This is a genomic window from Microbacterium sp. NPDC055357, assembly GCF_053644835.1.
Genome location: NZ_JBSHLZ010000004.1, coordinates 141,552 through 155,858, shown reverse-complemented (window position 1 = coordinate 155,858; position 14,307 = coordinate 141,552). Strand labels below are relative to the sequence as shown.

Here is a 14,307-nt window from a genome sequence, read left to right as displayed (position 1 = left end):
CTCAGGCTCCGTCGGCGCGGCGCAGCACGGCGCGCGCATGCCGCAGCACGGGCTCGTCGACCATGCGGCCCTCGAACGCGAAGACCCCGCGCTCCCCGTCCGCAGCCGCGAGGACCGCCCGCGCCCACGTCACCGAAGCGTCGTCGGGCCGGTAGGCGTCGCGGATGACGGCGACCTGGCTCGGGTGGATGCACGCCGTGGCGGTGAATCCGGATGCCGCGGCATCCGTCGCCTCGTCGGCAAGGCCGGCCACGTCGGCGATGTCGAGGTGCACGGCGTCGATCGCGCCCTTGCCCCGCGATCCCGCCGCGAGCAGTGTCCGGGCGCGCGCGTGACGGGCGATGTCGCGATAGCGGCCGTCCGCGCCGCGGCTCGAGGTTCCTCCGAGGGATGCCACGAGGTCCTCGGCACCCCACATGAGCGCGACGACGTTGTCCAGCGCCGCGATCCGGTCGGCCTGCGCGATGCCCTTCGCCGTCTCGCACAGCGCGATGATCTCGAACCGCTCGTCGAGGCGCTTGAGCCGCTTGGGCGACTCGGCCTTGGCGATCATGACGCGGCGGTAGTCGGTCTGCGACAGGGTCGCGAGGTCGGCGGCGAACTCGTCGGTCTCGGGCGGATTGACGCGCACGATGACGCGGGCAGGATCCAGCTCGGACTCGATCAGCGCACCGCGCGCCGCGGCCTTCGCCGATGGCGAGACGGCGTCCTCGAGATCGAGGATGACCGCGTCGGCCCGGTCGAGGGCCTTCGCGTAGCGCTCCGGGCGATCGGCGGGGCAGAACAGCAGCGCGGGCCCGAGATCGAACCCGGTCATGCGTGCGACTCCGCGTTCAGCCACATGAGCGCCGTGCGCGTCGCCGTGGCGACGACGACGCCGTCCTGATTGCGACCCGTGTGCGCCATCGTCACGATCCCCTGACCGGGACGCGAGCTCGACGGGCGCTTGTCGAGGATCTCGGTCTCGCTATAGAGGGTGTCCCCGTGGAAGACCGGCGCGGGGAACGTGATGTCGCCGAGCCCGAGTTGGGCCACGAGCGTGCCCTGCGTGATCTGCCCGACCGACGCGCCGACCAGGGTCGACAGCGTCCACATCGAGTTCATGAGGCGCTGCCCGAACGGCTGCGTCTCGGCGAACGCGGCATCCAGGTGCAGCGCCTGGCCGTTCATCGTGAGCGTCGTGAAGAGGATGTTGTCGGCTTCGGATGCCGTCCGTCCCGGTCGGTGCGCATATCGCGCACCGACTTCGAGCTCGTCGACGTACAGTCCGCGTTGAACGATCTCGGTCACAGCCTCACGCTACCCCGAGCGAACGGGCGATGACGAGCAGCTGCACCTCGTTCGTGCCCTCGCCGATCTCGAGGATCTTCGAATCGCGGTAGTGCCGCGCGACGGGGTACTCGTTCATGAACCCGTTGCCGCCGAAGATCTGCGTCGCATCGCGCGCGTTGTCCATCGCGGCGTCGCTCGAGGTGAGCTTCGCGATGGCCGCCTCGGTCTTGAACGGCTTGCCGGCATCGCGCAGTCGCGCCGCGTGGTGCCACGCCAGACGCGCGTTGTGCACGCGCAGCTGCATGCGCGCGATCATGAACTGGATGCTCTGACGCGTCGAGAGCACTTCGCCGAAGACCGTGCGCTTGCCGGCATAGTCGATCGCCGCTTCGAGGCATCCTTCGGCCGCACCCGTCGCGAGAGCCGCGATCGCGATGCGCCCTTCGTCGAGGATGTGCAGGAAGTTCGCGAACCCGCGGCCGCGCTCGCCGATGAGGTTCTCTTCGGGCACACGGGCGTCCTGGAAGGTCAGCGGGTGCGTGTCGGAGGCGTGCCAGCCGACCTTGTCGTACGCCGGCTCGACCGTGAAGCCCTCGGTGCCGTGCGGCACCATGATCGTCGAGATCTCCTTGCGGCCGTTCTGCTCGCCCGTGACCGCCGTGACGGTGACGAAGCGTGTGATCGGCGTGCCGGAGTTCGTGATGAACTGCTTGGCCCCGTTGATGACCCACTCGCCGCCCTCGAGCCGCGCCGTCGTGCGCGTCGCGCCGGCGTCCGACCCCGCTTCGGGCTCGGTCAGGCCGAAGCCCGCGAGCGCCGTGCCGGCGAGCAGGTCGGGCAGGAGCGTCTGCTTCTGCTCGCCGGTGCCGAAGCGGTAGATCGGCATCGCACCGAGGCTCACCCCTGCTTCGAGGGTGATCGCGATCGACTGGTCGACGCGCGCGAGCGCCTCGATCGCGAGACCGAGCGCGAAGTAGTCGCCGCCCTGTCCGCCGACCTCTTCGGAGAAGGGCAGACCGAACAGGCCCATCTCGCCCATCTGACGCACGACGTCCATCGAGAGCGTCTTCGTGCGGTCGGCCTCGTAGGCCTGCGGCGCGACGACCTCGTCGGCGAACTCGCGCACGAGGCCGGCGAGCTCGCGCTCGTCATCGGTGAGGTTGTGGTGGTCCATGGTCACTCCTTAGTCGATCTCTGAGCTCGTCGAGGGGTCGGCCGCCACGTGCGCGATGACCTGGTCACGGCGCACCTGGTCGCCCGCGGCGACATCGAGGCGCAGGATGCCGCCGTGCGGCGCCGTGACGGGATGCTCCATCTTCATCGCCTCGATCGTGACGATGCGCTGGCCCGTCTCGACGCGGTCGCCGTCGGCGGCGTGCACCGCCACGACGGCACCGGGCATGGGCGCGCGCAGCTCGGGTGCCGCGGCCGCGGCACCGCGTGCCGACGCCGCGAGACGTCGTTCGAGGGCTTCGCGGCGCGTCAGCGGCTTGAGGCGGTGCGTGACGCCGTCGGCGTGCACCCACGACCACCCTTCGCGGTCGGTCCGCAGCTGTGCGCCGGCGGGCAGCGCCCGCCCGAGCGACACGGCGCGCCATCCCCCCGCTCCCGCCGAGACGAGCGGGCCGGGATCCGGCACGGCAGCCGTGCGCACCTCGCCGTCCTCGCCCAGCACGGCGACCGTGCGCGCGGGCGCGCCATCGCCGATCCGCCAGCCGGAGCCCGTGCGCCACAGCGCTGAGGCGCGTCGCTGCTGAAGTCCCGCGAGGTGCCGGCCCTCGTCGACGGCGGCGACGGCGCTCAGCGCGGCAGCGGACGGGTCCGGCGCGGCGAAGGGCGGCAGCCGGTCGATGAGCCCGGTGTCGAGGTCGCCTGCCTGCACGGCCGGGTCGGCGAGCAGAGCGCGCAGGAACGCGATGTTGGTGTCGACGCCGAGCAGGACGGTGTCGGCCAGCGCCGCGTCGAGCCGGGCGAGCGCGTCGGCGCGGTCGACGCCGCGCACGATGACCTTCGCGATCATGGGGTCGTAGTCCGAACCCACGATCGAACCGCTCTCGACGGCGGAATCCGTGCGCACGTCGGCCGGGTCGGCAGCATCCCACAGCAGCACGTCACCCGTCGCGGGCAGGAATCCGCGCTCGGGACTCTCGGCGTACACGCGCGCTTCGATCGCGTGCCCTTCGAGGATGATGTCGTCCTGCGCGATGCCGAGCGGCAGTCCCGCCGCGATCCGCAGCTGCTGCTCGACGAGGTCGATCCCCGTCACGAGCTCGGTCACGGGGTGCTCGACCTGCAGGCGCGTGTTCATCTCGATGAAGAAGAACTCGTCGGGGCGGTCCCCCGCGACGAGGAACTCGACCGTCCCCGCACCGCGATAGTCCACGGATGCCGCGGCGGCACAGGCAGCCGCTCCCAGTCGCTCTCGGGTTCGGGCGTCGACGATCGGCGACGGCGCCTCTTCGACGACCTTCTGGTGACGACGCTGCAACGTGCACTCGCGCTCGCCCACGTGGATGACCGCACCGTGGGAATCCGCCAGCACCTGCACCTCGATGTGGCGCGGCCGCTCGATGAGCCTCTCGAGCAGCAGCGTGTCGTCGCCGAATGCCGCCAGCGCGACGCGACGGGCCGTCGCGAGGGCGTCGGCGAGCTCGTCGGCGGCGCGCACGATCTGCATCCCCTTGCCGCCGCCGCCCGCCGAGGGCTTGATCAGCAGCGGGAAGCCGGTCTCTTCGGCGGCGGCCGAGATCGCGGCATCCGTCATACCTGCCGCGCTGAATCCCGGCACCGTCGGCACGCCGTGACCGATGACGTGCTCTTTCGAGCGGATCTTGTCGCCCATGACGTCCAGGGCGCGCTCGCCGGGACCGATGAAGACGATGCCCGCGGCAGCGCAGGCGCGCGCGAAGGCGACGTTCTCGGAGAGGAACCCGTACCCCGGATGCACCGCCTGCGCGCCCGTCTCGACGGCGGCGCGGACGACCGCGTCGATGTCGAGATACGACGCGGATGCGGCGGCGGGTCCGATGCGTACGGCCTCGTCGGCCTCGCGCACGTGCGGAGCATCGGCGTCGGCGTCGCTGTAGACCGCGACCGACCGGATGCCCAGACGGCGCAGCGTGCGGATGACCCGGCGCGCGATCTCGCCGCGATTCGCGACGAGCACGACGTCGAGCCGTTCGACGAGCTCGGGGACAGCGTTCACTTCGGTGTTCATCATGATCACATCCGGAAGACGCCGAAGCGCGGTTCGGGGAGCGGCGTGCGCGACACGACGTCGAGCGCGAGCCCCAGCAGGTCACGGGTATCGGCAGGATCGACGATGCCGTCGTCCCACAGCCGGGCCGTCGCGTAATACGGACTGCCCTGGCGCTCGTACTGCTCGCGGATGGGCCCCTCGAAGTCGCTCTGCGCCTCGGCGGACCACTCCTCGCCCCGCGCCTCGATCTGATCGCGCTTGACCGTCGAGAGGACGGATGCCGCCTGGGGACCGCCCATCACCGAGATGCGGCTCGCGGGCCAGGTCCACAGGAACCTCGGCGAGTACGCCCGCCCGCACATCGAGTAGTTCCCGGCGCCGAACGATCCGCCGATCACGACCGTGAGCTTGGGCACGCGCGTCGTCGCGACGGCGGTGACCATCTTCGCGCCGTCCTTCGCGATCCCGCCGGCCTCGGCGTCACGCCCGACCATGAAGCCCGAGATGTTCTGCAGGAACAGCAGCGGGATGCCGCGCTGGTCGCACAGCTCGATGAAGTGGGCCCCCTTCTGAGCGGACTCGCTGAACAGCACGCCGTTGTTCGCGACGATGCCGACGGGGTGGCCGTGCAGGCGGGCGAACCCCGTCACGAGCGTCTCGCCGTATTCGCGCTTGAACTCGTGGAACTCGCTGCGGTCGACCATGCGCGCGATCACCTCGCGCACGTCGTACGGCTGATTGACGTCGACGGGCACGACGCCGTACAGGTCGGACGCGTCGACGGTGGGGTCTGCCGCGGGTCGCACCTCCCAGGCGGGCTCAGCGGGCGGGGGCAGCGTCGCGACGATGTCGCGCACGATCTGCAGGGCGTGCTCGTCGTCTTCGGCGAGGTGGTCGACGACGCCGGAGCGCTTCGCGTGCAGTTCGCCGCCACCGAGCTCCTCGGCCGTGACGATCTCGCCGATCGCGGCCTTCACGAGGGGCGGACCACCGAGGAAGATCGTGCCCTGGTCGCGCACGATGACCGTCTCATCGCTCATCGCCGGCACGTAGGCGCCTCCGGCGGTGCACGATCCCATGACGGCGGCGATCTGGGGAACGCCCGCGGCGGACATGCGCGCCTGGTTGAAGAAGATGCGTCCGAAGTGGTCGCGGTCGGGGAAGACTTCGTCCTGCATCGGCAGGAAGGCACCGCCGGAGTCCACGAGGTAGACGCACGGCAAGCGGTTTTCGAGGGCGATCTCCTGTGCGCGCAGGTGCTTCTTGACCGTGAGGGGATAGTAGGTGCCGCCCTTGACGGTCGCGTCGTTGCAGACCACCATGACGTGTCGTCCGTGCACGAGGCCGATGCCCGCGATGACGCCCGCCGCGGGAGCATCTCCGCCGTAGACCCCGTCTGCGGCCAGTGCGCTCACTTCGAGGAAGGGGCTGCCTTCGTCGAGCAGCCGTGCGACCCGCTCACGGGGAAGCAGCTTGCCGCGCGCGACATGGCGCTCCCGCGAGGCTTGCGGTCCCCCGAGCGCCGCGGCTGCGAGCTTGTCGCGCAGTTCCTGCGCGAGGTCCGCCTGGGCCTCGCGTGTTCGGGTGAACGCCTCGTCGGCGACGATCTCGGTCCCGAGTGTGGTCATGTCATCTCCGTCGACGTCACGATCGGATCACGCTTCGAGCGGTGGAGGATCCGAACTGGTTAGTGTTCACTAACCGAGGTACCAGGTTAGCGAGGGTTAACTGAAATGACAAGCGGTGTCACGGAGCGCGAGCGCGCGAAGGCAGACCGTCAGGCCGCGCTCCTCCACGAGGCGGCGCGGCTGTTCGCCGAGCGCGGATACAGCGGCGTGAGCCTGGAGGATCTGGGCGCCGCCGTCGGGGTCAGCGGACCCGCCGTCTATCGGCACTTCGTCAACAAGCAGGCCCTGCTCGCGGCGATCCTCGTGCGGGTCAGCGAGCGACTCCTCGCGGGCGGACGCGCCGTGCTCGCCGAGCACCGCACAGCGCGGGATCGTCTGACAGGGCTCGTGCGCTTCCACGTCGACTTCGCCCTCGCCGACGCCGACGTCATCCGCGTGCAGGACCGCGATCTCGCGAGTCTCGCCGATGACGATCGACACACCGTGCGCCGTCTGCAGCGCGAATACGTCGAGCTGTGGATCGCCGTGCTGACCGATCTGCATCCCGACCGGGACGCGAGCGACCTGCGCGTACGCGCGCACGCGTGCTTCGGTCTCATCAACTCGACGCCGCACAGCGTGCACGGCCTGCGCTCGGCGCCGGACGCGCCCGACATCCGCGGCATCCTGGAATCGATGGCGATCGCGGCGCTCAGCGCCTGACGCCGAAGGACGACGGGCCCGCCCGGTCGTCGCGGGCGGGCCCGTCGTCGTCAGCGCAGAAGCAACGCGCGTCCGGGTTCGCGCAGCACGCCCGCGACGTCGGCGAGGAACTTCGAGCCCTGCTCCCCGTCGACGAGTCGGTGATCGAACGACAGCGCGAGCGTCATGACGTCGCGCAGGGCGATCTCGCCGCGGTGCTCCCACGGCTGACGGCGCACCGCGCCGATCGCGAGGATGCCCGCCTCGCCGGGGTTGAGGATGGGGGTTCCCGCATCCACGCCGAAGACGCCGACGTTCGTGATCGAGAACGTTCCGCCCATCATCTCGGCGGGCGAGGTCTTGCCGGCACGCGCCGTCTCGGCCAGCGCCCGGATGGCGTCCGCCATCTCGGTGAGCGACAGCTCCTGGGCGTCGCGGATGTTCGGCACGACCAGGCCGCGGCCCGTCGCGGCGGCGATCCCGAGGTTGACGTAATGGTGCTGGACGATCTCGCCCGCTGCCTCATCCCACTTGGAGTTCAGTTCGGGGTGCGTGCCCAGCGCGAGGCACACGGCCTTCGCCGCGACCGTGAGCACGCCGATGCGGTGATCCTGCAGGCGACGGTCGGCCTTGAGCGAGGCGATCAGCTCGCTCGTGGCCGTGACGTCGACCGTGAGGAACGTCGTGACGTGCGGTGCCGTGAAGGCGCTCTGCACCATCGCGGCCGCCGTGTGCTTGCGTACACCGCGGATCGGGGTGCGGGTCGTGCGCTCGCCGGTCTCGCGGACCGGCGCCGGCTGCGCAGGCGCAGCGGGGGCGGCCGGGGCGGCCCCGACGCGGGCGGCGTACGCCTCCACGTCGTCGCGCGTGATGATGCCCGTCGCGCCGCCCGCCTCGACGAGAGCGAGGTCGATGCCGAGCTTCTTGGCGAGCATGCGCACCGGCGGCGTCGAGCGGGGGCGCTCGAGCGGGCGCTCGATGACCTCTTGCGAGTGCACCGCGTCGTGCGGGGCCGCTTCGAGCACGGCGGTGTCGGCCGGCTCCTTCCGGCCCCCGGCAGCGCGGGCACGCCGCTGCGGGCGACCCGACGAGCGGGGCGCCGCGCCGTAGCCGACGAGGTTCGGCTGCGCCTTCTCACCGGCATCCTCCGCGTCGGCGGGAGCGGATGCCGCCGCCTCGGGCGCCGCCTCGGGTGCGGCGTGCTCCCCCTCGAGCTGGAACGAGATGAGCACCGAGCCGACCTCGACGACATCGCCCGCGGCGGCGTGGAGGTTCTGCACGATGCCCGCGTGGGGGCTGGGGAGCTCGACGACGGCCTTCGCGGTCTCGACCTCGGCGATCGTCTGGTTGAGGGCGACCGTGTCGCCCTCGGCGACGAGCCACTGGACGAGCTCGGCCTCCGGCAGACCTTCGCCGAGGTCGGGCAGGCGGAAGTCCTGGATCACAGCTCCACTCCTGTCAGGCTGTTCGGGCGGTCGAGCACGCGGTCGACCGCGTCGAGGATCCGGTCGAGATCGGGCACGTGCCGCTTCTCGAGCTTGGCCGGCGGGTACGGGATGTCGTGGCCCGTGACGCGCGCAGGCGCGGCTTCGAGGTGGTTGAAGCAGCGCTCGGTGACGCTCGCGATGAGCTCGGCGCCGACGCCCGCTTCGCGCGCCGCTTCGTGGGTCACGACGACGCGACCGGTCTTGCGGACGGATGCCGTCACGGTGCGGTAGTCGACGGGCGAGAGCGAGCGCAGGTCGATGACCTCGATCGAGAGACCGTCGTCTTCGGCGGCCATCGCCGCGTCGAGGGCGACCGGCACCTGGGCGCCGTAGGTCAGGATCGTCACGTCGCTGCCTTCGCGCGCGACCCGGGCGAGACCCATCGGCGGCGCGTCGGCCAGGTCGGTGTCGAAATCGACCTCGCCCTTCGTGTGATAGAGCCGCTTCGGCTCGAAGTAGACGACCGGGTCGTCGCTCGCGATCGCCTGACGCAGCATGACGTGCGCGTCCTGCGGGTTCGACACCGCGACGACGCGCAGGCCCGACGTGTGCACGAAGTACGCCTCGGGCGACTCCGAGTGGTGCTCGGCGGCGCCCACGCCCCCGGCCCACGGGATGCGGATCGTGATCGGCATCTTGACGTTGCCGCGCGTGCGGTAGTGCAGCTTCGCGACCTGGCAGACGATCTGGTCGAAGGCCGGGTAGACGAACCCGTCGAACTGGATCTCGACGACGGGGCGGTAGCCGCGGAACGCCAGCCCCACGGCGGCGCCCATGATGCCGGACTCCGCGAGCGGGGTGTCGATGACGCGCTGCGCGCCGAACTCGTCGATCAGGCCGTCGGTGATGCGGAACACACCGCCGAGCTTGCCGATGTCCTCGCCCATGAGCAGGACCTTCGGGTCGTCGGCCATGGCGCGACGCAGACCTTCGTTGATCGCCTTCACCATCGTGAGCTGTGTCATCGTGCCGTCTCCTCCGTGTCGAAGCCGCCGAGGTACGCGCCGTACCATTCGCGCTGCTCTGCGAGCCCCGTGTGCGGCTCGGCGTAGACGTCGTCGAGCACCTCGATCGCGGGGCGGGTCACGGCGCCGAGCGTGGCGGCGCGCACCTCGGCTCCGAGCTGGTCCGCGTCGGCGGCGACCTCGGCCGCGAACGCGTCGTCGAACGCGCCCTCGGCGCGCAGGAGTGCTTCGATGCGCGCGATCGGGTCGCGCTGACGCCAGCGCTCGACCTCGTCCTTGTCGCGGTACCGGGTCGGGTCATCCGACGTCGTGTGCGGGCCGATCCGGTAGGTGACGGCCTCGATGAAGGCGGGACCGTTGCCCTTGCGGGCATTGTCGATCGCCCAGCGCATCGCGGCCAGGCACGCCAGCACGTCGTTGCCGTCGACCCGCATGCTGGGGATGCCGAAGCCCGGTGCACGCCCGGCGATCGGGAACTTCGCCTGCACCGTGACGGGCTCCGAGATCGCCCACTGGTTGTTCGTGCACACGAAGACGACGGGCGAGCGGAAGGATGAGGCGAAGACCATCGCCTCGTTCACGTCACCCTGGCTGGTCGCTCCGTCGCCGAAGTACGCCGCCGAGACCTGGTCGGTGCCGTCGCGCTGGATGCCCATGGCGTAGCCCACGGCGTGCAGGGCCTGCGCGCCGATGATGATCTGCGGCGTGGCGGTGTTTATGTCGTAGGGGTTGTAGGTCGAGTGCGACTCACCGCGCCACGCGAGCACGAAGTCGGCCGGCTTCGCGCCGCGCACGAGGTTGACCCCGATCTCCCGGTAGCTGGGGAAGACGAAGTCGTCGGCCCGGAATGCGCGAGCGGTGCCGACCTGCGTCGCCTCTTGACCCTGGCAGGGAGCCCACAGGCCCAGCTGCCCCTGGCGCTGCAGCGCGACGCCCTCGGTGTCCACGCGACGCACGAGCACCATGTCGCGGTAGAGCTCACGCAGCGCCGTCGCGTCGACGTCGGCGACCCAGCGCTCCAGGTCGGGATCGGAGACCCGCTCCCCGTCGGGGTTCACGAGCCGCGCGACGTCGTCGACGTCGGTCGCTCGCTCGGCGGTCGGTGTCAGGGTGTGCGTCATCGTCATCCCTCCTCGGGAGCCATCCTCGTGGGGGCTCGTCGTGGTCGTCAGCTGCTTCGCCGACAAGCCAGACCTTACGTCGACATTGCACCTAGCTCAAGCTAACGAAGAGTACTTGAGCATGTTGCGCATTCATTTGAAAATACGGCGTGCTAACGTTGCGCACTATGAGCACCCTGGACCAGGTAGACCTCGACCTGCTCGCGGCCCTGTCGACCGACCCGCGCGCGACCGTGGTCGCCTTGGCCGAGAGACTCGGCCTGTCACGCAACACCGTCCAGGCGCGCATGTCGCGTCTCGACCGCGCCGACGTGTTCCTGTCGTATGAGCGTGCTCTCTCGTCGGCCGCTCTCGGCTACCCGATCGAGGCGTTCATCAGCGTCATCGTCCGGCAGGCAGACCTGCCGCGCATCACGGAAGACCTCGCTGCGATCCCCGAGATCGTGCAGGCGCACGGACTGAGCGGTCAGATCGATCTGCTCGTGCGCGTCGCCTGTCGAGACACCCAGCATCTGTTCGATACGGACGCGCGCATCCTCGCGATCGACGGCGTCGAGCGCACCGAGACATCGCTCGTGATGGACGAGGTCATCCCGTACCGCCTGATGCCGCTCATGGAGCTGGCACGGCGGGAGAGATAGCCTTCCCGGCGCGCCCCCGCCGCCCCGTGCCCGCCGAGGCATCGAGGCGCACGAGCACGACGCCGACGAGGATGAGCGCGCCGCCCACGAACTGGACGGGCGCGGGCACCTCGGCCAGCAGGAGCCAGGCGAACCCCAGAGCGAAGAGCACTTCGGACAGCCCGACGAAGGACCCGACCCGCGATCCGATGCGCGGGATCGCCATGACACCCAGACCGTATCCGAGCGTCGTCGCGACGCACGCGACCCACAGCAGCGGCACGAACCACGGCACCTCGATGCCGGCGAGCTCGACCGAGACCGGTGGAGCGTGGAACGGCAGGACGCCGATGACCACGAGGACCCCCATGAACAGGGCGCCGGCGAGCAGTCCTCCCGCCGCGAGCGCGAGGGGCGGCAGATCGTCGCGCGACTTCTCGGCGATCAGGTAGTAGGCCATGACGCAGACGGCGGCGCAGAGGGCGAAGAGCGTGCCGACGAAGTCGAAGCTCACCCCCGAGATGTCCACGACGAGCACGAGACCCGCAACGGCCACGACCGATCCCACGATGACGAGCGTGGACGGCGCGCGCTTCGTGCGCACCCAGGCCAGCAGAACGAGCATGACGGGGGCGAGGAACTGGATGAGCAGCGCCACGGCCACCGGCATCCGCTGCATCGCCAGGAAGTAGAACAGCTGGCATCCGACGACGGCGGTCACCCCGAATCCGACCATGAGCAGACCGTGGCGACGCAGGAACGACCGCTGTCGTCGCATCGCGACGAACAGCGCGGGCGAGAGCAGCAGCCCCGCGAGGCCGATCCGGACGATGAGCGCTGCGCCGACCGACCAGCCCGCTTCGAGGAGCGGCTTGATGAACGGCCCGCTCGATGAGAAGGCGAGGGCCGAGGCGACCGCCAGGACGAGGCCCGTCGTGCTGAGTCTCGTCGGCGGGGCGATGTCGCGGATGATCGGGATGGGTGCGGTCGAGGTCATGGGCGGCATCCGGCTGTCAGGAGTGAAGGGTGATTACACTGGTGACAGTATCCGAGTCGAATGTCAGGAGTCAACATGGTCTTCATCCGTGACACGAGACAGAGTCTCGAAGCCGCCGCCGCCCTCGTGAACACGCTCCCGCTGTGCGACGGCGAGGACACCATGACCACGGTCGCCGACCTCGATTCCTACCTCGCCGATCACCCGTATTCGGGTACCGTCCGGCGCGATCGAGCGACGGTCGAGGAGATCCGCCAGGTGCGCGCCCGGGTGCGGAAGCTGTGGGAGGTCGACCGCGAAGGAGCCGTGCCGCTCGTCAACGACATGCTGCGCGACGGCGAGGCCGTGCCGCGGCTGGTCATCCACGGCGAACACGACTGGCATATCCACGCGACTCCCGACGACGCCCCCATCGCGACGCGCATCATGGTCGAAGCGGCGATGGCCTTCGTCGAGGTGATCCGCAGCGACTCGTACGATCGCGTGCGGGTGTGCGAGGCCGATGACTGCGACGCGGTCTACATCGACTATTCGCGCAACGGATCGAAGCGCTACTGCGACACCGGAAACTGCGGCAACCGCATGAACGTCATCGCGTACCGGGAACGGAAGGCGCGAGAAAGCGCCTGATCGCTGCGGCCGCGGGTTCCGGGGTCTCGTAGTGGATCAGATGCCCGACATCGGGGATCTCGACGAGCTCGACGTCGGCGAACAGCGTCGCGAGGTGGCGCTGCGCCTGGATCGGGGTGATGTCATCGCGCACGGCGGCGATGAGCAGCGTCGGCACGTCGATGCGCGGTGCCGCCTCGCGGACATCGTGCGACACCGACGTCACGAACGCGTCGTGCAGCACATCGCGGTCGGCGAAGCGTGAGAAGTAGGTGTCGTGCTGATCGTGCACGAAGCGCCGCAGCACGGCATCCTTCGTCTTGGCCATCGACACGCTCATGACCCGCACGATGAGGCCATTGCGCAGCAGCGCTTCGCCGATCGCCGCGGGCAGCTTCGCACCGGCCCAGTAGTAGAGGACGGCGAGCCGCGTCAGCACGCCCCGCGGGCCCTCGAGCGCGGGAGCGCCGATCGGATTGATCAGGATGAGGCGGGGCGTGGCCAAGCCGCCGGCGACCGCCGCCGAGGCGACGATCGAGCCGAAGGAATGCCCGAGGATCACGGCGCCGGGGGCGACCGTCTGCGCGAAGCGCGTGAGCCACTGGGCGTAGGCCTCGAGATCGTGCGTGCGGCCCGGCAGCGGAGGTGTCTCTCCGAAGCCGGGGAGATCGGGCGAGATGACGCGGATGCCGCGCAGTTGGGCGATCACCGGTTCCAGCCCGTGGTGGTCGCCGCGGAACCCGTGCACGGCGATGATCGTCGTCTCGGCGTCGTGCGGACCGTAGTCCCAGTACGCCGTCGTGCCACCGAGCACCTCGACCTCATGCCGCTCGACGGGGATCTGCTCGAGCAGGGCGGCATAGGGGTTGAACGCGGGCACCGGACGAGTCTACGAGTGCGGGCAGGACCAGGCCGCCTGTCGCACGCGGAGCGCCTCGCGCGCGATGTCGGGGGTGTCGCATACCGTGGGCGGCATGCAGCCCTCGCACGCCGCGCCCGCTCCCCCGGTGCATCCGCACTGGTCCACCGCCGTGGGCGTGTTCGATCTCGAGACGACGGGCGTCGACGTCCGCACCGATCGCATCGTGACGGCCTACGTGGGACTGCTCGACGGCACGGGAGCCGTCGTGCGCGCGCGAGACTGGCTCGCCGATCCCGGGGTCGAGATCCCCGAGGGCGCCGCTGCGATCCACGGGGTCACCACCGCCCGGGCCCGCGCCGAAGGCCGCGCCGCGCGCGATGTCGTCGGCGAGGTCGTCGAAGCGCTCCGCGCGATGCTCGACGCCGGCATCCCGGTCGTCGCCTACAACGCGGCATACGACTTCTCGCTGCTCAAGCACGAGGCCGAGCGCCACGGCATCGCCGGCATCGCCACGCCGTCACCCGTCATCGATCCGCTCGTGATCGACAAGCACTGCGACCGCTATCGCCGCGGCAAGCGCACGCTCGAGGCCGTCGCGGCGCACTACGCCGTGCCGCTCGCGAGCGCGCACGAAGCAGCATCCGACGCCGTCGCCGCGGGCCGCGTGGCACAGGCGCTCGTCACGCGCTACTCCACGCGCCTGCCCGCCACACCGCACGAGCTGCACACGAGTCAGATCTCCTGGGCGCGCGCGCAGGCGGCGAGCCTCACCGAGTACTTCATCCAGATCGGGCGTCTCGACCCCGGCGACGCCCTCGACGGCGTGTGGCCCGTGCGCTGACGCGCACAGACAACGAAAGCCCCGC

14 protein-coding genes are annotated in these 14,307 nt (G+C 70.4%); 4 read left to right on the top strand and 10 right to left on the bottom strand.

Annotated elements, in window-relative coordinates; genetic code table 11:
• Position 1 precedes the first annotated feature (1 nt).
• From ACWICD_RS07685 to ACWICD_RS07665, 5 genes are read right to left on the bottom strand one after another with little or no spacing between them, the layout of a single operon-like run.
• Positions 2–817, bottom strand: a complete 816-nt coding sequence (locus tag ACWICD_RS07685; RefSeq protein ID WP_454139830.1) for an HpcH/HpaI aldolase/citrate lyase family protein — start codon at positions 815–817, stop codon at positions 2–4.
• The gene (locus tag ACWICD_RS07680) at positions 814–1,290 is read right to left on the bottom strand and encodes a MaoC family dehydratase (protein ID WP_376126458.1); all 477 of its coding nucleotides are present in this window, start codon (positions 1,288–1,290) and stop codon (positions 814–816) included. Before ACWICD_RS07680 ends, ACWICD_RS07685 begins: the two co-directional genes overlap by 4 nt.
• A gap of 4 nt (positions 1,291–1,294) precedes the next feature.
• Positions 1,295–2,446, bottom strand: a complete 1,152-nt coding sequence (locus ACWICD_RS07675; protein WP_454139829.1) for an acyl-CoA dehydrogenase family protein — start codon at positions 2,444–2,446, stop codon at positions 1,295–1,297.
• Positions 2,447–2,455: 9 nt separating this feature from the next.
• Positions 2,456–4,492, bottom strand: coding sequence for an acetyl/propionyl/methylcrotonyl-CoA carboxylase subunit alpha (locus ACWICD_RS07670; RefSeq protein ID WP_454139828.1), 2,037 nt, complete (start codon positions 4,490–4,492; stop codon positions 2,456–2,458).
• A 2-nt stretch (positions 4,493–4,494) separates the two neighbouring features.
• A complete protein-coding gene (locus ACWICD_RS07665) occupies positions 4,495–6,099 on the bottom strand; it encodes a carboxyl transferase domain-containing protein (RefSeq protein WP_376126449.1) in 1,605 nt (534 codons plus the stop codon).
• Positions 6,100–6,204: 105 nt separating this feature from the next.
• Between ACWICD_RS07665 and ACWICD_RS07660 the strand changes: the two genes are divergently transcribed.
• A complete protein-coding gene (locus ACWICD_RS07660; protein ID WP_376126446.1) occupies positions 6,205–6,801 on the top strand; it encodes an SACE_7040 family transcriptional regulator in 597 nt (198 codons plus the stop codon).
• Positions 6,802–6,851: 50 nt separating this feature from the next.
• Here the strand turns inward: ACWICD_RS07660 and ACWICD_RS07655 are convergent, their stop codons facing one another.
• Genes ACWICD_RS07655 through pdhA form a run of 3 tightly spaced genes read right to left on the bottom strand, consistent with a single transcriptional unit; the run spans position 6,852 to position 10,359 of the window.
• Positions 6,852–8,225 carry a dihydrolipoamide acetyltransferase family protein gene (locus tag ACWICD_RS07655; protein ID WP_454139827.1) on the bottom strand — a complete coding sequence of 458 codons (1,374 nt, stop codon included), beginning with the start codon at positions 8,223–8,225 and terminating at the stop codon, positions 6,852–6,854.
• Positions 8,222–9,232, bottom strand: a complete 1,011-nt coding sequence (locus ACWICD_RS07650) for an alpha-ketoacid dehydrogenase subunit beta (RefSeq protein WP_454139826.1) — start codon at positions 9,230–9,232, stop codon at positions 8,222–8,224. The genes ACWICD_RS07655 and ACWICD_RS07650 overlap by 4 nt, the downstream gene beginning before the upstream one ends.
• Complete coding sequence (gene pdhA, locus ACWICD_RS07645; RefSeq protein ID WP_376126437.1) at positions 9,229–10,359, bottom strand: pyruvate dehydrogenase (acetyl-transferring) E1 component subunit alpha; 1,131 nt, start codon at positions 10,357–10,359, stop codon at positions 9,229–9,231. The genes ACWICD_RS07650 and pdhA overlap by 4 nt, the downstream gene beginning before the upstream one ends.
• A gap of 161 nt (positions 10,360–10,520) precedes the next feature.
• Here pdhA and ACWICD_RS07640 point away from each other — a divergent pair, with 161 nt between their 5' ends.
• Positions 10,521–10,994 carry an Lrp/AsnC family transcriptional regulator gene (locus tag ACWICD_RS07640; protein ID WP_376126434.1) on the top strand — a complete coding sequence of 158 codons (474 nt, stop codon included), beginning with the start codon at positions 10,521–10,523 and terminating at the stop codon, positions 10,992–10,994.
• Here ACWICD_RS07640 and ACWICD_RS07635 read toward each other — a convergent pair.
• Entirely contained in the window at positions 10,966–11,970 is a 1,005-nt protein-coding gene (locus tag ACWICD_RS07635) for an EamA family transporter (protein WP_376126432.1), read from the bottom strand. The genes ACWICD_RS07640 and ACWICD_RS07635 overlap by 29 nt on opposite strands.
• A 75-nt stretch (positions 11,971–12,045) precedes the next feature.
• Between ACWICD_RS07635 and ACWICD_RS07630 the strand changes: the two genes are divergently transcribed.
• Positions 12,046–12,600 (top strand): CGNR zinc finger domain-containing protein, encoded by a 555-nt coding sequence (locus tag ACWICD_RS07630; RefSeq protein WP_454139825.1) that lies wholly within the window; start codon positions 12,046–12,048, stop codon positions 12,598–12,600.
• Here ACWICD_RS07630 and ACWICD_RS07625 read toward each other — a convergent pair.
• Positions 12,560–13,459 carry an alpha/beta fold hydrolase gene (locus tag ACWICD_RS07625; protein WP_454139824.1) on the bottom strand — a complete coding sequence of 300 codons (900 nt, stop codon included), beginning with the start codon at positions 13,457–13,459 and terminating at the stop codon, positions 12,560–12,562. The genes ACWICD_RS07630 and ACWICD_RS07625 overlap by 41 nt on opposite strands.
• Before the next feature lie 94 nt (positions 13,460–13,553).
• On the opposite strand from ACWICD_RS07625, the gene ACWICD_RS07620 reads away from it, so the two are divergent.
• Positions 13,554–14,282: an exonuclease domain-containing protein gene (locus tag ACWICD_RS07620; protein WP_454139823.1), complete on the top strand. Its 729-nt coding sequence runs from the start codon at positions 13,554–13,556 to the stop codon at positions 14,280–14,282.
• The last annotated feature ends 25 nt before the right edge of the window (positions 14,283–14,307 follow it).